Source organism: Caulobacter sp. GW821-FHT09B08, assembly GCF_059418225.1.
Genome location: NZ_JBWKPL010000001.1, coordinates 1,241,445 through 1,259,257, shown reverse-complemented (window position 1 = coordinate 1,259,257; position 17,813 = coordinate 1,241,445). Strand labels below are relative to the sequence as shown.

Sequence of the window (17,813 nt, the reverse complement as noted above, 5' to 3'; positions counted from 1 at the left end):
GCGGGGTCAGAAGCGCGGCGTCCGGCGCAGCAGGCGGGCCAGCAGGCTGCCGCCCAGCTGGCGGATCGGCACGCGCGCGGGCCGCCCGTTCCGGCGCGGCCAGACCCAGCCGCCGGTCGCGATATTGGCCGGCAGGCGCACATAGGGCCGCTTGGGCGTCGACAGCATCGGCGTGTAGTAGAGGCAATCCTCGAAATAGTAGTGCAGCACCAGCGACTGGCGGGTGGAATCCTTGTCGAGGATCGGCGAGCCGCCGTGGGCCAGGTTGGCCGCCCACACCGCGATCTGGCCCTTCTTCAGCAGGCCGTGGCGCGGCGCGAAGCCGCCCGCCTCCAGGCTCTTCAGCATCGCCGGACCGTAGGTCTCGTTGTAGTTCTTGATCGTCACCCCGCCGTCGGCCCCGGCGTCCTGCATGGTCAGGACCGGCAGGCGGTGACTGCCCGGATAGTAGCGCAGCGGCCCCGAGGCCGGGCTGACGTCCTCGAGAGCCGCCCAGACGCCGCACATGAACAGCGGCGGCTCGGCGTGGAAGTGCAGGGCGTCGGAATGGATGTCCTGCTGGCTGCCGCGCATGAAGCTGAGGCTCTGGAACGGGAACGGCGCGCGGCCATAGGCCAGGGCCAGGGCCTCCAGCAGCACCGGATGGGTGGCCAGTTCGCGGATGGCGGGCGAGCGGCGCCAGGCCTCGTGCACGCGGGTCACGCCCGGGCGGGCGAAGTGGCCGGCGGTCTCGGCGGCGATGCGGTCGCAGAGGGCGGGCATGTCCGGACCCAGGTCCAGAATCGCCAGGCCGTCGCGGGCCAGGTCGCGGGCGAAGGTCTTGAGGGCCTCGGACGCGTCGCTGGCCGCCAGCCGCGCCTCCAGGGCGTCGGATTCCACCCAGGGCGTCTGGGGAAGGTTCTGGGAAGAAGTCTTGTGAAGCATGCCGACCCCGGTTGTCACCGCGATCCTTCGAACACGCGCCACAGCCGGTCAACCATCGGGGCACGAACGGCGTGAAAATCCAGGTGATGGTCGGCGCCGGCGGCGGGGCCGACATAGGCGGGATCGACCACGTCGTCCGGGCCCAGGAACGGCGTCAGCTGGTCGTGGACGCCGAAGCCCAGGGCGGTCGCCGCCTGGGCCAGGGCCTGGCCGAAGCCCGCGTGCAGGGCCGTGCGGGCGGCCAGGTCCGGCAGCTCCAGCCCCGCCAGGCGCGCCGGCAGGTCCGCCTGGTCGTCGGGTCCGTGCAGCTGGACCAGGTGGGCGTTGACATAGCCCGTCCGCCAGGCCGCGTCCGACAGGGTGGGCGGAAACAGCGAGCAGACCCGCACCCGCGCCCGGTCGGCGGGCGCAACGGCCTGCGCCAGGAAATCGGCGTAGCGCGACACGGTCTCGTCGGCGAAGGCCTCGAAGGCGGTGGGGTCGAAATCGCGCCGGCCGCTCTCCAGCCGCTTGAAGACCTGCACGAACTCCAGGTCCACCTGGCCGAACTTGACCAGCACGGGCAGATCGTCGGCCGCGCCCAGGGCCCGGTCGAGGGCGGCGTGCACGCGCGGTCCGGCGCCCGAACGCGCCTCGGCCTGGCCAAGGCCCCGCGCCGAGGCCCCGGTCTCCAGCCACCACAAGGGCAGCAGCCACGCCCCATCCGCCCGCCGCGACCGGCGCGCCAGCAGGCGGCCGTGACTGTCGCCGATCACCGCATAGGGTCGGGCCCCGTCGCGGGCCAGGGCGCGCAAGCGGGTGAGATCGCCCGAGGCGGCGGCGGTCAGGGCCAGCTCGGCCCAGGCCTTTTCAAGAGTCGAGGCCGCGTCCGGCCGGTCGGCGCCGAAGCCGCGTCCGGCGGCGGCCAGGACGGCCCGCGCCGGAGCATCGGGGGTCGCCGACGACCAGAGCGTGCGACCGGCGCCCCGAACCAGGTCCAGAGCCAGCCGGCCGACCAAGCCTAGTCGACCTTGCTGAAGATCAGCGTGCCGTTGGTGCCGCCGAAGCCGAAGCTGTTGGACATCACCGTGGTCAGCGGCTTGTCCGAGAGCTCCAGCAGGATGGGCAGGTCGGCGAACTCGGGGTCGAGGTTCTCGATGTTGGCGCTCTGGGCGGCGAAGCCGTTGTCCAGCATCAGGATCGAATAGATCGCCTCCTGCGCCCCGGCCGCGCCCAGGCTGTGGCCGGTCAGCGACTTGGTCGAGGAGATCAGCGGAGCCTTGTCGCCGAAGACCTCGCGCACCGCGCCCATCTCCTTGCTGTCGCCCACCGGCGTGGAGGTGCCGTGCGGGTTCAGATAGTCGATGGTCCGGCCGCCGGCTTCCGCCATGGCCAGCTTCATGCAGCGCGCCGCGCCCTCGCCCGAGGGGGCGACCATGTCGAAGCCGTCGGAATTGGCCGCGTAGCCGACCAGTTCGCCGTAGATCTTGGCCCCGCGCGCCTTGGCGTGCTCGTACTCTTCCAGGACGACGATGCCGGCGCCGCCGGCGATCACGAAGCCGTCGCGGTCCTTGTCGTAGGCGCGGCTAGCCACGGCCGGACGGTCGTTGAAGTTGCTGCTCATGGCGCCCATGGCGTCGAACAGGTTCGACAGGGTCCAGTCCAGCTCCTCGCAGCCGCCGGCGAAGACGATATCCTGCTTGCCCAGCTGGATCTGCTCGGCGCCCGCGCCGATGCAGTGGGCGCTGGTCGCGCAGGCCGAGCTGATCGAATAGTTGATCCCGCGGATCTTAAACCAGGTCGACAGCACCGCCGACGGGCCCGAGCTCATGGCCTTGGGCACGGCGAACGGGCCGATGCGCTTGGGGCCCTTTTCCTGGGTGGTGGCCGCCGCGTCGACGATCACCCGCGTGGACGGGCCGCCCGAACCGACGATCAGGCCGGTGCGCTCGTTGGAGATGTCGCCCTCTTCCAGGCCCGAATCCGCGATCGCCTGTTCCATGGCGATGTGGGCGTAGGCCGTGCCGGGCGCGAGGAACCGCGCCGCGCGGCGGTCGACCAGGGCTTCCCAGCTGTCGAGCTTGACGTTGGCGTGAACCTGGCAGCGAAAGCCCAGTTCCGCATATTCCGGCGCGGAGACCACGCCGGACTTGGCTTCACGCAGTGAGGCGAGCACCTCATTGGCGTTGTTGCCGATGGACGAGACGATTCCCAGTCCGGTGACGACGACGCGACGCATGAACAATCCTCTTTCTTCCCCACGATCCAGAAGGGGGCGGCTCTAGGCGGCCACCCTACAGGTGGATCACGACGCCATTTGTTCCGGGGTGAACAGACCGACTTTCAGATCCTTGGCCTCATAGATGGGCTTGCCATCGGCCTCCACCACGCCGTCGGCGATACCCATGACCAGCTTGCGCATGATCACGCGCTTCAGGTCGATCTTGTAGGTGACCTTCTTGATGTCCGGGGTGACCTGGCCGGTGAACTTCACCTCGCCCACGCCCAGGGCGCGGCCGCGGCCGGGACCACCCGACCAGCCCAGGAAGAAGCCGACCAGCTGCCACATGGCGTCCAGGCCCAGGCAACCGGGCATGACGGGGTCGCCGATGAAGTGGCAGGCGAAGAACCAGAGGTCCGGATTGATGTCGAATTCAGCCTCGACGTAACCCTTGCCGTACTTGCCGCCCTCGGACTCGATGCGGACGATGCGATCGAACATCAGCATCGGCGGCGCCGGCAGCTGGGCGTTTCCGGGGCCGAACAGTTCGCCGCGGCCGCAGGCCAGGAGTTCTTCGAAGGTGTAGGAACTTTGTTGCATGGCCTCGCCCTAGCACGGCGGCGGGCCGCGCCTCAATGTTACTTTCGGTAACGTCCGTGATCGCCGATCGCTGCCTAGGGCGGAAACGAGGCGAAAAAGACCTATTCCTTGCACTGGATACCGGGGGCCGCGCCCCAGATCTCGCTTTCCGGCGCCCAGCCGGCCTCGCCGTCGGCCTTCAGCCGGCACCAGCCCTTCTCGCAGCGGTCGAGATTGGCGGTCGAGCGCCCGGCCAGATAGGCGGTGACCTTGGCGCTCGCCTTGGGCTGAGCGCGCAGGGCCAGGGGCGTGGCCTGGACCCGCATGGCCGTGCGCCGGCCGTCGACCATGCGCTTGAGCACCCACGACAGATTGCCTTCCGGGTCGCAGATGCGTCGCCATTCGCGGGTCTCGGCCACCACCTGCACCGGCAAGCCCTTGCTGCGATAGGCCCACAGCACCCGGTGCGCCTCGTCGGGACCGACCCGGGCATTGACCTCGCCGTACTTCAGCGAGACGTAGCGCGGCACGTCCATGCCCGACGGCGTGGTCTTGGGCGGCTGAGCCCAGGCGACGCCGCCGCCTAGCACCAGGACCAAGGCCGCCAGCATCGGCGCATCGACCGAACGATGTTTGCGATTCGTCGGCATGTTGCTTGGCCGCATGGGGCCCCTTTGCTACAGATTCCGAACACCCGTCAGGAACGCCCCATTTGGGGAACGCCCACTTGGGGAAGGCTTTTCGAACCGCTCATGTCAGCTCGCAAGCTCAAAGTCATCGTCACCCGCAAACTCCCCGATCCGGTGGAGACGCGGATGTGCGAGCTGTTCGACACTCAGCTGAACGTCACCGACAAACCCTTGACGGCCGATGAACTGGTCGAGGCGATGAACCAGGCCGACGTCCTGGTGCCCACCATCACAGACCGCATCGACAGCCGCCTACTGTCGCGCTCGGGCGACCGCCTCAAGCTGATCGCCAATTTCGGGGCCGGGGTCGACAATATCGACGTCGCCACCGCCAATGCGCGCGGCATCATCGTCACCAACACGCCGGGCGTGCTGACCGAGGACACCGCCGACCTGACCATGACCCTGATCATGGCCGCCTCGCGCCGGGTGGTCGAAGGCGCCGAGGTGGTCAAGGCCGGCGGCTTCCACGGCTGGTCGCCGACCTGGATGCTGGGCCGGCGCCTGTGGGGCAAGCGCCTGGGCATCATCGGCATGGGCCGCATCGGCCAGGCCGTGGCCCGCCGCGCCAAGGCCTTCGGCATGCAGGTGCACTATCACAACCGCAAGCCCGTCGGTCCGCGCATCGCCGAGGAGGTGGGGGCCACCTACTGGGAGAGCCTGGACCAGATGCTGGCCCGGATGGACTTCATCTCGGTCAACTGCCCGCACACCCCGGCCACCTACCATCTGCTGTCGGCCCGCCGGCTGAAGCTGCTGCGGCCCCAGGCCATCCTCGTCAACACCGCGCGCGGCGAGGTGATCGACGAAGGGGCCCTGGCCAACATGCTGGCGCGCGGCGAGATCGCCGGCGCGGGCCTGGACGTCTACGAGCACGAGCCGGCCATCAATCCCAAGCTCCTGAAGCTGCCCAACGTCGTTCTCCTGCCCCACATGGGCTCGGCCACGGTCGAGGGCCGCATCGACATGGGCGAGAAGGTCATCGTCAACGTGAAGACCTTCATGGACGGCCACCGCCCGCCGGACCGCGTGATCCCGGCGATGCTGTGACGACATGCTCGTCGCCGGCGTCGATGGGACAAAGGCAGGTTGGGTCACTGCGCTGTGGGATGGCAAAACTTAATATTGTGATCGTGAACGTGGCGATATCCGCCACCATTCCGCGCCAACGAAAAGGCCACTGACAACGGGTTAATGGCTAACCATCTTCATCGTAGTTCGGGAAGCTCTGAAAGCTCGGAGCCGGTTCTGCATAGTGAAACAGCCCCTCAGGTCCGTTGTAGGTCACGAGGTATCGCTTAAGGAATGAGCGACCAAGTAGGACGCGCGAACTAGGCCGCGTCATGGGAAGAGCGAACACTTCAACCCAATCTCGAAATCCAAGGCCCGGGATAGCCATTTCCGCCATAAATACACTGGCTTCAACGGTAGTGCCGTCCGCCACCTCCATATGCTTCATGTTGATGGCAACCAGCCCAAGGCGCAGCGCGACCCGCTTATCTAAGCAGATCACAGACGCGCCAGTATCTACTATACCCTCAAGCGACTCTGTTGGAGCCCCAGGGTTCGATCCATGCAAAGTAATGTCTATAATTGGGCCCGACACCCAAAGTTCAGCAGGCACTTACCCGTTGATCTGCACGAACGGTGCAGTCTCCACTAGTTCATCCGTATGACGGATCAGAACCTGTTCTTGTATATTATTGGATATTACGTAACGCGCGGCATCGGAAAACTCGGCAAACGTGGACACGAGTCGACTATCGATGACAAGGGCCCAAACTGAACCATACTTACTGCGGATAGTCGGCAGCAATTCATGATACGCTTCAATTTGTTGCGAGAGCGTGGCGGCCATCCTGGTTACACTTTCCGGGCCTATCGACCCATCGTGGCGAATCACTTTAGCAGGATGCCTGGAATCTGTCTTTGCGGGTTAACCCGCGTTAACACATTGTGTACGGCAAGCGCCGACTAACCAAGCTTGTCAGCGCCATACCCTAAGCCACCCACCAGACACACATTGGATATCGTGCCAATGACACGGGCGGGATCAAATTTGCGCCGATCCTGTTGCGCAGGATCGCATAGGCCGGTTCGCCTAGCTTCATGGTCGGAGACTGTATTCGAGCGTTCCATCCTCCGCTCCTAAAGAAACGCACCTGAGAGATAGGCGTGTTTGCTACGTAATACTCGAAATTTGGAGCTAAAAGACTCAGCCTCCACAGCTCGGGCAGGCGGGATCAGCCCCGATCCGCACCGTCCGCGTCTCGGCGGCCAGGGCGTCGTAGATCAGCAGGCGGCCCGCCAGGCTCTGGCCGGCGCCGGTGATCGCCTTGACGGCTTCCAGGGCCATCATCGAGCCGATCACCCCGGCCAGGGCGCCGACCACCCCGACCATCGCGCAGGTCTCGGCGTCGGGCGGTATGTCCGGCACCAGGCAGCGGTAGCACGGTCGGCCGTGGAACACCCCCACCTGGCCGGTCCAGCGACCCAAGGCCCCGGAAACCAAGGGTTTTCCCTCGGCCACGCAGGCGTCGCTGACGGCGAAGCGGGTGGCGAAGTCGTCGGTGCCGTCCAGCACCAAGTCATACCCCGAAACCACCGCCCTGGCGTTGGTCTCGCTCAGCCATACCGGGTGGGTTTCGACGGTCAGGTGCGGATTGAGCGCGGCCAGATGCTCGGCCGCCGCCTCGACCTTGGGCCGGCCGGTGTCGGCGGTGGAAAACAGCACCTGGCGCTGCAGGTTCGACAGCGAGACGGTGTCGGCGTCGACCAGGCCGATGGTCCCGACCCCGGCGGCGGCCAGGTAGAGGGCGGCGGGCGCGCCCAAACCCCCGGCCCCGACCACCAGCACCCGCGCCGCCTTCAGCTTCTGCTGGCCCGGCCCGCCGATCTCGCGCAGCACCAGATGCCGGGCGTAGCGTTCGACCTCGTCTTGCGAGAAGCTCATGGGGAAAACCTCATCGCGCTTGACCCTCAGGCTTGGCCTCGCCACATGCGAAGCCATGCAAAACAGCAATTCCTTCCCCGACTGGCACGGCACGACCATTCTGGCGGTGCGCAAGAACGGACAGACCGTGATCGCCGGCGACGGACAGGTCTCCATGGGCCCAACCGTCGTCAAGGGCAACGCCCGCAAGGTGCGCCGCCTGGCCGGCGGCAAGGTGGTGGCGGGCTTCGCCGGCGCCACGGCCGACGCCTTCACCCTGATCGAGCGGCTGGAAGCCAAGCTGGAACAATACCCCGACCAGCTGGCCCGCGCCTGCGTGGACCTGGCCAAGGACTGGCGCACCGACCGCTACCTGCGCCGCCTGGAAGCCATGCTCCTCGTCGCCGACGCCACCTCGATCTACACCGTGACCGGGGTCGGCGACGTGCTGGAGCCGGGCGAGAGCGACGGCGGTTCGGTGGCGGCCATCGGCTCGGGCGGCAACTACGCCCTGGCCGCGGCCAAGGCCCTGGTCGACCAGGACCTCACCGCCGAGGAAGTCGCCCGCAAGGCGATGGCCATCGCCGCCGAGATCTGCGTCTACACCAACGGCAACCTGACGGTGGAAAGCCTGTAAATGACCGAGTTTTCCCCCCGCGAAATCGTCTCCGAACTGGATCGCTACATCGTCGGCCACGCCGAGGCGAAGAAGGCCGTAGCCGTCGCCCTGCGCAACCGCTGGCGCCGCCGCCGCGTGCCGGCCGACCTGCGCGACGAGGTCACGCCCAAGAACATCCTGCTGATCGGCCCCACGGGCGTGGGCAAGACCGAGATCGCCCGGCGCCTGGCCAAGCTGGCTCAGGCCCCGTTCCTGAAGGTGGAAGCCACCAAGTTCACCGAGGTGGGCTATGTGGGCCGCGACGTCGACCAGATCGTCCGCGACCTGGTCGAAAGCGCCCTGGCCATGGTCCGCGACAAGCGCCGCGCGGGCGTGAAGGCCAAGGCCGAGGCGGCCGCCGAGGAGCGCATCCTGGACGCCCTGACCGGCCCCGGCTCGACCGCCGCCCGTGAGAGCTTCCGCAAGAAGCTGCGCGCCGGCGAGCTGGACGACAAGGAAGTGGAGCTGCAACTGGCCGACACGGGCGGCGGCGGCATGTTCGAGATCCCCGGCCAGCCCGGCGCCTCGGTGCTGAACCTGTCGGAGATGATGAAGTCGTTCGGCGGCGGCCGCACCAAGACCCACAAGACCACCGTCACCGGCGCCTGGGCTCCCCTGATCGCCGAGGAAAGCGACAAGCTGCTGGACCAGGAGGCCCTCACGCAAGAGGCCCTGGAGCTGGCCGAGAACCACGGCATCGTCTTCCTGGACGAGATCGACAAGGTCGCCAGCAGCTCCCAGCGCTCGGGCGCCGACGTCAGCCGCGAGGGGGTGCAGCGCGACCTGCTGCCGTTGATCGAGGGCACGACGGTCTCGACCAAGTACGGGCCGGTGAAGACCGACCACATCCTGTTCATCGCCTCGGGCGCCTTCCACGTGGCCAAGCCCAGCGACCTGCTGCCCGAACTGCAGGGCCGCCTGCCGATCCGCGTGGAGCTGAAGGGCCTGAGCCGTGACGACCTGCGCCGCATCCTCACCGAGCCGGAAGCCAATCTGATCCGCCAGCACCAGGCCCTGATGCTGACGGAAGGGGTCACGCTGGTGTTCGACGACGCGGCCATCGACGCCGTCGCCGACGCGGCCGTGGCGGTCAACGCCTCGGTCGAGAACATCGGCGCTCGCCGCCTGCAGACCATCCTGGAAAAGGTGGTCGAGGAGATCAGCTTCACCGCCGCCGATCGCTCCGGCGAGACGGTGACGGTGGACGCCGACTACGTGGCCAGCCGGATCGGGGCCTTGGCGGCCAACGCCGACCTCAGCCGGTTCATCCTCTAGCGAACGCCTTCTGGTCCGCCTCGACCTGGCCGGCCGCCGCCCTGGCGGCGGTCCGCAGCCAACCGGGCGGCAGGGTCGCCAGATGGGCCGCCAGCGCCGCAAATCGCACGACGTCGCCGGCGTGACAGTTGGCGATCTCGTGGCCCATCGTCTCCAGCATGGCCGGAGCCAGCAGGTCGGCGGCCGAGTCCTTGGCCTCGATCTTGCGGCTGTTGGGCGACAGGCGGCGGATCACCGCGCCGTCCCTCACCCGGTAGTGCGGATCGACGGCGCGGAACCGCCCGTCGGCGATCTCGGCGATCCGTATGGCCGGATCCCCGCCGTGCCGCAGCGTCCAGGCCGAGACGACCACCGCCTTGACCTCGCGCAGCACCGGCCCGCCACGCCAGTCGGCCCGGGCCACGAAGCGCGGCCGCCCCAGGCTGCCCACGCCGGCGCTGCGCGGAAAGACGTCGAAGGCCGTCGCCGGGTCGGGCAAGGCGTCGCGCAGCAGGGTCCGGTACCGGGGCGGGATCGTCGCGGGCCTGAAGGCCCCGAACTTCTCCCAGAAGGCGGCGCGCTCGGCCTCCGGCAGCATCACCGCCTTGCGCAGCCATTTGGGGTCGCGCTCCAGGGCGAAGGGCCGAGGATCGCCCAGGCCCGCCGCATAGCCCCGCAGGATCGCGTCGCAGATGTCGCCCGGGTCCGGCGAACCGCCCGACGCCTTGGCGTCGCGGGCCAGCAGGGCGCTGGTCGCCAACCGCACCAGGTCCAGAGGCCAGGGCATGACGGCCGCGTCGTCGAAGTCGTTGGCGCCCCAGACCAGACGCCCCTCGGCGTCGCGCCAGCAGCCGAAGTTCTCGACGTGGGTGTCGCCGATGGCCAGCACCGGCGGGGCGGCCGCCAGGCCTGGAAGGACCTCGAGGACGGTCTCGGCCCACCGCCAATAGGTGGCGCGCAGGAACGGGAACGGTCCCTTGCGCATCTTGTCGTGCTTTTCGGCCAGGTCGTCCTCGACCAGGTCACCGCCCAGCGCCGCCGCCAGCCAGGCCTCGTAGGCCTTGGTCGACGCCTTGATCGAGATCGACATGCCCTGCCCCCGAGCGACGGCCGTCGCGGCCGCCCGGAAACCATAGCGGGCCGGACCTAGACCGCCAGCCCCGCGCGGGCCCCGACCGCCTCCATGCCCAGCATGGCGGCCTTGCGGGCCAGGCCCCAGTGATAGCCGGTCAGCCGGCCGTCCTTGGCGATGGCCCGATGACAGGGGATCAGCAGCGAGATCGGATTGGCCCCGATGGCCCCGCCGGTGGCCTGGTAGGCGCGCGGGCTGCCCGCCCAAGCGGCGATCTCGCCATAGGTGCTGGTCCGGCCCGGCGGGATGCGCAGCAGGGCCTTCCAGACCTGGACGTTGAACGGCGAGCCGATCAGCACCACCGGCAGGGGCGCGTTTCCGCCGGCGAAGGCGTGCAGCGCCGTGCGGACCGCCGCTTCGTCGTCGCGACGCCACTCAGCGGCGGGGAAACGGCGGTACATGTCCTCGAAGGTCGCCTCGTCGTCGCCGTCCGAGAAGGCCAGGCCCGCCAGGCCGCGCGGGGCCATGACGAACAGGCCCTTGCCGTAGGGCGTGGGCGCCCAGCCCCAGGTCAGGTTCATGCCCTCCCCGCGTCGGCGCACGTCGCCGGGGGTGACCGCCTCCTGGGCGATGAACAGGTCGTGCAGGCGCGAGGGACCGGAGAGACCAGCGTCATAGGCCGCGTCGAGCACGCTGGCCCCCTCCTCCAGCGACCGCCGAGCCTCGGCATGGGCGATGGCGGCGACGAAGGTCTTGGGGCTGACCCCGGCCCAGCGGCTGAAGACGCGCTGGAAGTGGAAGGGCGACAGGCCCACGGCCTGGGCGGCCTCGTCCAGCGACGGCCGCTCCTGCCAGCGGTCGGCCAGCCAGGCCAGGGCCTTGGCCATGCGGTCGTAGTCGGCCGACCGTTCGGTCAGGTGGGCGAAGGCTTCGGAGGGGGCGATGTCGAGGGCCATGGCGGGAAGATAGAGCCGTGCGCGCGCCTCGTCCGCCCGGTTCTTGCGCCCGTCAGGAATAGCGTTCGGCGCGGGCCTCGCCGATGGCCCGGCGCAGGGCCTCGGCGAAGGCCACGCGTTCGTCCGGGCTGAGGGCGCGGCCCAGGGTCAGGCGGCGGCGCGACATCATCAGCCGCACCCGGGCCTCGTGCTCGCCGGGCTGGTCGACGCCCACGCGGGTGAAGGCGGTCGGCGAGGTCCAGATCACCCGCGCGCCCTTTTCGTCCTCGCGGCTGACCGTCACGGCCTCGGCGGTGACCCGCACCCGCTCGGAGCGCTCGGCGGCCCGGAAGCTGGCGCGCAGGGCCAGGCCCACCGCCAGGACGTCCAGCCCCAGGAACGGCAGCACCGGCGGCGCGCCCAGCACCAGCAGGAACACCGCCACCATCAGGTTGAAGGCCACCATCACGCCCATCACCACGTACAGCCCGCGCCGGCTCATCGAGCGGTTGGGCTTGATCACGGCGTCCATATACAGCGGCGCGGTCATGAGGCTGATTTAGGCGCTCGGGCTTGCCTTGGCGAGCTTGCTTGGCGAACCGGGCGCATCACGGCATGGTCGCCGCGATGGCCAAAGCTTCCAAACCGCTCGTCAAGAAACGCCCCGCCGCCAAGCGGATCTCGCCGGCCGAGCGCGAGCGGGCGCAGGTGCTGTTCTCGCGCTTCGAGAGCCTGGACGACCATCCCAAGACCGAGCTGCACTATTCGAACGCCTATACCCTGGTGACCGCCGTGGCCCTGTCGGCCCAGGCCACCGACGTCCAGGTCAACAAGGCCACCGGCCCGCTGTTCGCGGTGGCCGACAGCGCCGCCAAGATGCTGGAGCTGGGGGAAGCCGAGCTCACCCGCTACATCGCCTCGATCGGCCTGTTCCGCACCAAGGCCAAGAACGTCATCGCCGCCGCCCACATCTTGATGGATCGCTACGGCGGCGAGGTGCCGCTGAACCGCGAAGCGCTGGAAAGCCTGCCGGGCGTGGGCCGCAAGACCGCCAGCGTGGTGCTGAACGAGCTGGACATCGAACCGGCCATCGCCGTGGACACCCACGTGTTTCGGGTCTCGCACCGGCTGAAGCTGTCGGCGGGCAAGACGCCGGACGCGGTCGAGGCCGACCTGATGCGGGTGGTGCCGGGGCCTTACCAGACGCGGGCGCACCATTGGCTGATCCTGCACGGGCGGTATGTGTGCGTGGCGCGGAAACCGAAGTGCGAGATTTGCCGGATCTCGGATCTTTGTCCGTCGCGGGAACTGTTTCTAGGGGCTTAGTGGGTTCCCACTTGCCTCCACCTGGCGACTTCGTCGCCTGTCCGCCCCCATAGGGGGCGGAGCCTAGGTCAGCGCGGCGCGGCTCTTCCCCCCTATGGGGGAAGACGACCGCGAAGCGGTCCGTAGGAGGCAAGTGCTGATCTACAGCGCCCGAACCACCGCCTTCGCAAACGCCGCCCCACCGTCATGCGCGTGCGCCAAAAACAGGTCCGGCTCGATGACCTCCAGCTCCATCAGCTGCGGCGTGCCGTCCAGGCCGCGGATCAAATCCACCCGGGCATAGGTCAGCGACCTGCCGACCGCCTTCAGCACCATCTCCGCCGCATGCAGCGCCTCCGGCTCGGGCGCGACGCCGGTCACCTGGCCGCCGAACTGCGGCTGGACCCGGAAATCACCCGCCGCCGCCACCTTTGTCACGGCGTGGCTGAAGGCGCCGTCAAAGAAGAACAGCGACAGCTCGCCCTCCTCGCCCACCGCCGGCAGGAAGGGCTGGATCAGGGCCGGACCCGTCGTGCAGCCAGCCAGGCCGTCGGCATGGCGCAGCTTCACCGTGTCCTGCGAGCCGCCGGAGATCTGCGGCTTGGCCACCAGCACGTCGACGCCGAACACGTCGCGGGCGTGGTCCAGGGCCTCCATCGTCAGCTGGTCCACCGCGTGGGTCGGCACCACCGGCGCGCCCTTGGCGGCCAGTTCGGCGAGATAGGTCTTGGTGGTGTTCCAGCGCAGCACCGAGGCCGGATTGGCCAGGCGCGCGCCGGCCGCCTCCAGGGCGTCCAGCCGGGCGAACCACTCGTCGGCCCGCAGGTGATAGCCCCAGCTGAGCAGCGGCAGCACCACCCTGGCGCCGGCCGTGTCGGCGTCGACCCAGCTGGCGGCCTCGACGTTCAGCCCCTCGGCCCGCAGCGGCGCGGCCAGGCGTTCGAACAGGGGCGACCAGCTGTTGGCGAAACGCGGCTCGTCGGGCGCGGGGGTCAGGATAAGGACGTCGGTCATACTTCTGGCGGTAGAACGCCGTGATGCATCCGGCAAGGCTCGCGTTGCCTTGCCGGCCTCTATCCGGTACTCCGCGCGCGTCGCCACTCTGCAAAAGGCCTTACATGACCGCCCTCTACGACGTCGCCGCCATCGGCAACGCCATCGTCGACGTCATCGCCCAGTGCGACGACGCCTTCCTCGAGCGCGAAGGCCTGGTGAAGGGCTCGATGGCCCTGATCGACGTGGCGCGGGCCTCCAGCCTCTACGACGTCATGGCCCAGGGCATCGAGGCCTCGGGCGGCAGCGCCGGCAACACCGTGGCGGGCGTGGCCAGCTTCGGCGGCAAGGCCGCCTTCATCGGCAAGGTCGCCGACGACCAGCTGGGCCGCGTCTTCACCCACGACATGCGCGCCATCGGCGCCGTCTTCGACACCCCGCCCCTGGCCGAAGGCCCGGCCACGGCCCAGAGCCTGATCAACGTCACCGCCGACGCCCAGCGCACCATGTCGACCTATCTGGGCGCCTGCGTGGAGCTGACCTCGGCCGACGTCGATCCCGCGATCATCGAGGCGGCCCAGTACGCCTATCTGGAAGGCTATCTGTTCGACCCGCTGGAGGCCCGCAAGGCCTTCGCCAAGGCCGCCGCCCTGTCGCACGGCGCCGGGCGAAAGATCGCCATCACGCTTTCCGACAGCTTCGTGGTCGAGCGCCACCGCGACACCCTGCTGGGCTTCGTCGAGACCCAGTGCGACATCGTCTTCGCCAACGCCTCGGAAGTCTGCGCCCTGTTCCAGACCGACGACTTCGACGCGGCCGTCAAGGCCCTGGCCGGCAAGGTCGAGATCGCCGCCGTCACCCGCAGCGAACACGGCTCGGTCGTTGTGCAGGGCGGGCAGGTTCACGAAATCTCGGCCTACCCCGTGGAAAAAGTCGTGGACACCACCGGCGCCGGCGACCAATACGCGGCGGGCTTCCTCTGCGGCCTCTCCCAGGGCCGCCCCCTGCCCGTCTGCGGCAAGCTGGGCTCCCTGGCCGCCGCCGAGGTCATCGCGCACTACGGTCCGCGCCCGCAGGTCAGCCTGCGGGAGCTGGCCGCCCAGAACGGCCTGTAAGGTCACAAGGACTGTAGGACACCATGGCCCGCACCGCTGAAGTGGTCCGCGAGACGAAGGAGACCCAGATCCGGGTCTGGATCGATCTCGACGGGACCGGCGCCTCGACGATCTCCACCGGCATCGGTTTCTACGACCATATGCTGGAGAGCTTCGCGCGCCACGGCGGCTTCGACCTGAAGGTCGAGACCAAGGGCGACCTGCACATCGACATGCACCACACGGTGGAAGACACCGGCATCGTGCTGGGCCAGGCGATCAACAAAGCCCTCGACGGGTTCAAGGGCATTCGCCGCTTCGGCCACGCCTATATCCCGATGGACGAGACCCTGACGCGCTGCGCCATCGACCTGTCCAACCGGCCCTATCTGATCTGGAAGGTCGACTTCAAGCGCCCCAAGGTCGGCGAGATGGACACCGAGCTCTTCAAGGAGTTCCACCACGCGTTCGCCATGAACTGCGGGGCGTGCGTCCACCTGGAGACCCTCTACGGCGACAACACCCACCACGTCGCCGAGAGCGGGTTCAAGGCCCTGGCCCGGGCGCTTCGCCAGGCGGTCGAGATCGACCCCAAGACCGGCGGCCATGCGCCCTCCACCAAGGGCGTGCTGTAGGAAAGTCGATTTCATGCAGACCGTCGCCCTGATCGATTACGGGTCGGGCAACCTGCGCTCGGCCCAGAAGGCCCTGCGCGAGGCGGCCCGCCGCCACGCCCTGGACGCCGACATCGTCGTCACGGCCGATCCCGCGATCGTGGCCGCCGCCGACCGCGTGTTCCTGCCGGGCGTGGGAGCCTTCGCCTCGTGCCGCGCGGGCCTGGACGCCACGGGCGTCTACGAGGCCATGAACGAGGCCGTGCACGGGCGCGGCGTGCCGTTCATGGGCATCTGCGTGGGCCACCAGCTGCTGGCCACCGAAGGCCTGGAGTTCGGCGTCACCCCGGGTCTCGACTGGATTTCCGGCCAGGTGAAGAAGCTCGAGCCCGCCGATCCGGCCCTGACCATCCCGCACATGGGCTGGAACGCCATCGCCTTCGCGCGCGACCACGCCCTCTTCAATGGCGTGCCGGACGGCGCCCACATGTACTACGCCAACTCCTTCGCCCTGACGGCTTCCCACCCGGAAGACGTCGTGGCCACGACCGACCACGGCGGCCCGTTCACGGCCGCTGTGGCCAAGGGCAACGTGGCGGGCGTACAGTTCCACCCCGAAAAATCCCAAGCCGCGGGGCTCGCCCTGCTCGCCAACTTCCTGGAATGGCGCCCATGATCCTCTATCCCGCCATCGACCTGAAGGACGGCCAGTGCGTGCGCCTGCTGCACGGCGACATGGAAAAGGCCACGGTCTTCAACAATTCGCCCGCCGACCAGGCCCAGCGCTTCGTCAAGGACGGCTTTTCGTGGCTGCACGTGGTCGACCTGAACGGCGCCATCGAGGGCAAGTCGGTCAATACCGCCGCCGTGCAGTCGATCCTGGAGTCGATCTCGATCCCGGTGCAGCTGGGCGGCGGCATCCGCACCCTGGAAGGCATCGAGGCCTGGATCGAGGCGGGCGTTTCCCGCGTGATCCTGGGCACCATCGCCGTCCATGACCCGGACCTCGTCCGCAAGGCCGCCCGCCTGTGGCCCGAGCAGATCGCCGTGGCCGTCGACGTGCGCGACGGCAAGGTGGCGGTCGACGGCTGGACCGGCCTGTCGGACCTGGACGCCATCACCCTGGGCAAGCGCTTCGAGGACGTGGGCGTGGCCGCCCTGATCGTCACCGACATCAGCCGCGACGGCGCCCTGACCGGCGTAAACGTCGAGGGCGTGGGCGAACTGGCCGACGCGGTCTCGATCCCGGTCATCGCCTCGGGCGGCGTGGCCTCGGTGGCCGACATCGAGCGGCTGAAGGCCCGCGAGGGCGTCGAGATCGCCGGGGCCATCCTGGGCCGCTCGCTTTATGCCGGCACGATCAAGCCGGCCGAAGCCCTGACCATAGCGGCCGCCTGATGCTGAAGACCCGGATCATTCCTTGCCTGGACGTCAAGGACGGCCGGGTGGTCAAGGGGGTCAATTTCGTGGCCCTGCGCGACGCCGGCGACCCGGTGGAACAGGCCACGGCCTATGACGCGGCCGGCGCCGACGAGCTGATGTTCCTGGACATCACCGCCTCCAGCGAAAAGCGCGGCCTGCTGCTGGACGTGATCTCGCGCACCGCCGAGGTCTGTTTCATGCCCGTCTCGGTGGGCGGCGGCGTGCGCGAGGTGTCCGACATGCGTCGCCTGCTGCTGGCCGGGGCCGACAAGGTCTCGACCAACACCGCCGCCGTGGAAAACCCCGACCTGATCGCCGCCGGCGCCGACGCCTTCGGGGCCCAGTGCGTGGTGGTGGCCATCGACGCCAAGGCCCGCGAGGACGGCTCGGGCGGCTGGAACGTCTGGACCTATGGCGGCCGCAAGGACACCGGCATCGACGTGGTCGACTGGGCCGCCAAGGTGGTGGAACGCGGCGCGGGCGAGATCCTGCTGACCTCGATGGACCGCGACGGGGCCAAGATTGGCTATGATATCCCGCTGCTGAAGGCCGTGACCGGCGCGGTGACCGTGCCGGTGATCGCCTCGGGCGGCGCCGGCAAGACCGAACACCTGGTGGAGGCCGCTCGCGACGGCCACGCCGCCGCCGTCCTGGCCGCCTCGATCTTCCACTTCGGCGAGATTTCCATCGGCGAAGCCAAGCAGGCCATGGCCGACGCGGGCATTCCGGTGCGCCTGGACGGGCTGAAGGGGGCGGCATGAGCCAGCGTCTGTTCGAGGTCCTGGAGCGGCTGGCCGCCACCATCGAGGCCCGCAAGGGTGGCGATCCGTCGGTGTCCTACACCGCCAAGCTGCTGAACGACCCCGCCCTGGCCGCCAAGAAGCTGGGCGAGGAAGCCGTCGAGACGGTGATCGCCGCCGTGGCCCAGGGGCCGGACGCGCTGGCGTCGGAGAGCGCCGACCTGCTGTACCACTGGCTGGCCCTGATGGCGGCCTCGGGGGTTTCGCTGGACGCGGTGGCCGAGAAGCTGGCGGCCCGCGAGGGGACGTCCGGGATCGCCGAGAAGGCTTCGCGGAGCCAATAGCGGCTCACCACTTGCCCCCACCTGGCGGCTTCGCCGCCTGTCCGCCCCCATAGGGGGC

At 68.9% G+C, this 17,813-nt stretch carries 22 protein-coding genes; 10 read left to right on the top strand and 12 right to left on the bottom strand.

The genetic code is table 11. The features are described from left to right. Nucleotides 1-6 precede the first annotated feature (6 nt). The 5 genes from AC07OA_RS05985 to AC07OA_RS05965 all read right to left on the bottom strand — a co-directional run bounded on the left by AC07OA_RS05985 (nt 7) and on the right by AC07OA_RS05965 (nt 4,353). On the bottom strand, nt 7-924 hold the full coding sequence (locus AC07OA_RS05985; RefSeq protein ID WP_494662841.1) for a phytanoyl-CoA dioxygenase family protein: 918 nt from the start codon (nt 922-924) through the stop codon (nt 7-9). Between the two features lie 14 nt (nt 925-938). Next, nucleotides 939-1,922 (bottom strand): hypothetical protein, encoded by a 984-nt coding sequence (locus AC07OA_RS05980; protein WP_494662840.1) that lies wholly within the window; start codon nt 1,920-1,922, stop codon nt 939-941. A gap of 2 nt (nt 1,923-1,924) precedes the next feature. Beyond that, the gene (fabB, locus tag AC07OA_RS05975) at nt 1,925-3,142 is read right to left on the bottom strand and encodes a beta-ketoacyl-ACP synthase I (RefSeq protein ID WP_494662839.1); all 1,218 of its coding nucleotides are present in this window, start codon (nt 3,140-3,142) and stop codon (nt 1,925-1,927) included. A gap of 66 nt (nt 3,143-3,208) precedes the next feature. Next, nucleotides 3,209-3,724, bottom strand: a complete 516-nt coding sequence (gene fabA / locus AC07OA_RS05970) for a 3-hydroxyacyl-[acyl-carrier-protein] dehydratase FabA (RefSeq protein WP_494662838.1) — start codon at nt 3,722-3,724, stop codon at nt 3,209-3,211. A gap of 101 nt (nt 3,725-3,825) precedes the next feature. Further along, on the bottom strand, nt 3,826-4,353 hold the full coding sequence (locus AC07OA_RS05965) for an SH3 domain-containing protein (RefSeq protein ID WP_494662837.1): 528 nt from the start codon (nt 4,351-4,353) through the stop codon (nt 3,826-3,828). Between the two features lie 102 nt (nt 4,354-4,455). On the opposite strand from AC07OA_RS05965, the gene AC07OA_RS05960 reads away from it, so the two are divergent. Further along, nucleotides 4,456-5,442 carry a 2-hydroxyacid dehydrogenase gene (locus AC07OA_RS05960; RefSeq protein WP_494662836.1) on the top strand — a complete coding sequence of 329 codons (987 nt, stop codon included), beginning with the start codon at nt 4,456-4,458 and terminating at the stop codon, nt 5,440-5,442. A gap of 148 nt (nt 5,443-5,590) precedes the next feature. Here the strand turns inward: AC07OA_RS05960 and AC07OA_RS05955 are convergent, their stop codons facing one another. From AC07OA_RS05955 to AC07OA_RS05945, 3 genes are all read right to left on the bottom strand, one after another. Continuing rightward, on the bottom strand, nt 5,591-5,998 hold the full coding sequence (locus tag AC07OA_RS05955; protein ID WP_494662928.1) for a retropepsin-like aspartic protease: 408 nt from the start codon (nt 5,996-5,998) through the stop codon (nt 5,591-5,593). Nucleotides 5,999-6,016: 18 nt separating this feature from the next. Next, nucleotides 6,017-6,250, bottom strand: a complete 234-nt coding sequence (locus tag AC07OA_RS05950) for a hypothetical protein (protein ID WP_494662835.1) — start codon at nt 6,248-6,250, stop codon at nt 6,017-6,019. Between the two features lie 357 nt (nt 6,251-6,607). After that, the gene (locus tag AC07OA_RS05945; RefSeq protein ID WP_494662834.1) at nt 6,608-7,345 is read right to left on the bottom strand and encodes a HesA/MoeB/ThiF family protein; all 738 of its coding nucleotides are present in this window, start codon (nt 7,343-7,345) and stop codon (nt 6,608-6,610) included. A 19-nt stretch (nt 7,346-7,364) separates the two neighbouring features. Here AC07OA_RS05945 and hslV point away from each other — a divergent pair, with 19 nt between their 5' ends. Together hslV and hslU are read left to right on the top strand one after the other, a co-directional pair. Then, entirely contained in the window at nt 7,365-7,961 is a 597-nt protein-coding gene (gene hslV / locus AC07OA_RS05940; protein WP_494662833.1) for an ATP-dependent protease subunit HslV, read from the top strand. Continuing rightward, complete coding sequence (gene hslU, locus AC07OA_RS05935) at nt 7,962-9,257, top strand: ATP-dependent protease ATPase subunit HslU (RefSeq protein WP_494662832.1); 1,296 nt, start codon at nt 7,962-7,964, stop codon at nt 9,255-9,257. It abuts the gene before it with no gap. On the opposite strand, the gene AC07OA_RS05930 is transcribed toward hslU, so the two are convergent. Genes AC07OA_RS05930 through AC07OA_RS05920 form a run of 3 tightly spaced genes read right to left on the bottom strand, consistent with a single transcriptional unit; the run spans nt 9,247 to nt 11,793 of the window. After that, nucleotides 9,247-10,326: a DUF2252 family protein gene (locus AC07OA_RS05930; RefSeq protein ID WP_494662831.1), complete on the bottom strand. Its 1,080-nt coding sequence runs from the start codon at nt 10,324-10,326 to the stop codon at nt 9,247-9,249. The genes hslU and AC07OA_RS05930 overlap by 11 nt on opposite strands. A 56-nt stretch (nt 10,327-10,382) precedes the next feature. Continuing rightward, entirely contained in the window at nt 10,383-11,264 is an 882-nt protein-coding gene (locus AC07OA_RS05925; protein WP_494662830.1) for a methylated-DNA--[protein]-cysteine S-methyltransferase, read from the bottom strand. A 52-nt stretch (nt 11,265-11,316) separates the two neighbouring features. Continuing rightward, a complete protein-coding gene (locus tag AC07OA_RS05920; RefSeq protein ID WP_494662829.1) occupies nt 11,317-11,793 on the bottom strand; it encodes a DUF2244 domain-containing protein in 477 nt (158 codons plus the stop codon). Nucleotides 11,794-11,858: 65 nt separating this feature from the next. Here AC07OA_RS05920 and nth point away from each other — a divergent pair, with 65 nt between their 5' ends. Beyond that, nucleotides 11,859-12,569 carry an endonuclease III gene (nth, locus tag AC07OA_RS05915; protein WP_494662828.1) on the top strand — a complete coding sequence of 237 codons (711 nt, stop codon included), beginning with the start codon at nt 11,859-11,861 and terminating at the stop codon, nt 12,567-12,569. Between the two features lie 141 nt (nt 12,570-12,710). Here the strand turns inward: nth and AC07OA_RS05910 are convergent, their stop codons facing one another. After that, nucleotides 12,711-13,562 carry an ATP-grasp domain-containing protein gene (locus AC07OA_RS05910; RefSeq protein ID WP_494662827.1) on the bottom strand — a complete coding sequence of 284 codons (852 nt, stop codon included), beginning with the start codon at nt 13,560-13,562 and terminating at the stop codon, nt 12,711-12,713. Nucleotides 13,563-13,666: 104 nt separating this feature from the next. On the opposite strand from AC07OA_RS05910, the gene AC07OA_RS05905 reads away from it, so the two are divergent. Genes AC07OA_RS05905 through AC07OA_RS05880 form a run of 6 tightly spaced genes read left to right on the top strand, consistent with a single transcriptional unit; the run spans nt 13,667 to nt 17,755 of the window. Beyond that, nucleotides 13,667-14,656: an adenosine kinase gene (locus AC07OA_RS05905; protein ID WP_494662826.1), complete on the top strand. Its 990-nt coding sequence runs from the start codon at nt 13,667-13,669 to the stop codon at nt 14,654-14,656. A gap of 23 nt (nt 14,657-14,679) precedes the next feature. Next, a complete protein-coding gene (gene hisB / locus AC07OA_RS05900) occupies nt 14,680-15,270 on the top strand; it encodes an imidazoleglycerol-phosphate dehydratase HisB (protein WP_035081145.1) in 591 nt (196 codons plus the stop codon). A gap of 13 nt (nt 15,271-15,283) precedes the next feature. Then, nucleotides 15,284-15,925: an imidazole glycerol phosphate synthase subunit HisH gene (gene hisH / locus AC07OA_RS05895; protein ID WP_494662825.1), complete on the top strand. Its 642-nt coding sequence runs from the start codon at nt 15,284-15,286 to the stop codon at nt 15,923-15,925. Further along, complete coding sequence (gene hisA / locus AC07OA_RS05890) at nt 15,913-16,647, top strand: 1-(5-phosphoribosyl)-5-[(5-phosphoribosylamino)methylideneamino]imidazole-4-carboxamide isomerase (RefSeq protein WP_494662824.1); 735 nt, start codon at nt 15,913-15,915, stop codon at nt 16,645-16,647. Before hisH ends, hisA begins: the two co-directional genes overlap by 13 nt. Then, complete coding sequence (gene hisF / locus AC07OA_RS05885; RefSeq protein WP_494662823.1) at nt 16,647-17,432, top strand: imidazole glycerol phosphate synthase subunit HisF; 786 nt, start codon at nt 16,647-16,649, stop codon at nt 17,430-17,432. Before hisA ends, hisF begins: the two co-directional genes overlap by 1 nt. Beyond that, nucleotides 17,429-17,755, top strand: coding sequence for a phosphoribosyl-ATP diphosphatase (locus tag AC07OA_RS05880; RefSeq protein WP_494662822.1), 327 nt, complete (start codon nt 17,429-17,431; stop codon nt 17,753-17,755). Before hisF ends, AC07OA_RS05880 begins: the two co-directional genes overlap by 4 nt. Nucleotides 17,756-17,813 lie beyond the last annotated feature (58 nt).

Coding starts and splice junctions, on each gene's coding strand:
- AC07OA_RS05985 (WP_494662841.1), bottom strand. CDS start 924: ATGCTTCACAAGACTTCTTCCCAGAACCTTCCCCAGACGCCCTGGGTG.
- fabB (WP_494662839.1), bottom strand. CDS start 3,142: ATGCGTCGCGTCGTCGTCACCGGACTGGGAATCGTCTCGTCCATCGGC.
- fabA (WP_494662838.1), bottom strand. CDS start 3,724: ATGCAACAAAGTTCCTACACCTTCGAAGAACTCCTGGCCTGCGGCCGC.
- AC07OA_RS05965 (WP_494662837.1), bottom strand. CDS start 4,353: ATGCCGACGAATCGCAAACATCGTTCGGTCGATGCGCCGATGCTGGCG.
- AC07OA_RS05960 (WP_494662836.1), top strand. CDS start 4,456: ATGTCAGCTCGCAAGCTCAAAGTCATCGTCACCCGCAAACTCCCCGAT.
- AC07OA_RS05950 (WP_494662835.1), bottom strand. CDS start 6,250: ATGGCCGCCACGCTCTCGCAACAAATTGAAGCGTATCATGAATTGCTG.
- AC07OA_RS05945 (WP_494662834.1), bottom strand. CDS start 7,345: ATGAGCTTCTCGCAAGACGAGGTCGAACGCTACGCCCGGCATCTGGTG.
- hslU (WP_494662832.1), top strand. CDS start 7,962: ATGACCGAGTTTTCCCCCCGCGAAATCGTCTCCGAACTGGATCGCTAC.
- AC07OA_RS05930 (WP_494662831.1), bottom strand. CDS start 10,326: ATGTCGATCTCGATCAAGGCGTCGACCAAGGCCTACGAGGCCTGGCTG.
- AC07OA_RS05925 (WP_494662830.1), bottom strand. CDS start 11,264: ATGGCCCTCGACATCGCCCCCTCCGAAGCCTTCGCCCACCTGACCGAA.
- AC07OA_RS05920 (WP_494662829.1), bottom strand. CDS start 11,793: ATGACCGCGCCGCTGTATATGGACGCCGTGATCAAGCCCAACCGCTCG.
- nth (WP_494662828.1), top strand. CDS start 11,859: ATGGTCGCCGCGATGGCCAAAGCTTCCAAACCGCTCGTCAAGAAACGC.
- AC07OA_RS05910 (WP_494662827.1), bottom strand. CDS start 13,562: ATGACCGACGTCCTTATCCTGACCCCCGCGCCCGACGAGCCGCGTTTC.
- AC07OA_RS05905 (WP_494662826.1), top strand. CDS start 13,667: ATGACCGCCCTCTACGACGTCGCCGCCATCGGCAACGCCATCGTCGAC.
- hisB (WP_035081145.1), top strand. CDS start 14,680: ATGGCCCGCACCGCTGAAGTGGTCCGCGAGACGAAGGAGACCCAGATC.
- hisH (WP_494662825.1), top strand. CDS start 15,284: ATGCAGACCGTCGCCCTGATCGATTACGGGTCGGGCAACCTGCGCTCG.
- hisA (WP_494662824.1), top strand. CDS start 15,913: ATGGCGCCCATGATCCTCTATCCCGCCATCGACCTGAAGGACGGCCAG.
- hisF (WP_494662823.1), top strand. CDS start 16,647: ATGCTGAAGACCCGGATCATTCCTTGCCTGGACGTCAAGGACGGCCGG.
- AC07OA_RS05880 (WP_494662822.1), top strand. CDS start 17,429: ATGAGCCAGCGTCTGTTCGAGGTCCTGGAGCGGCTGGCCGCCACCATC.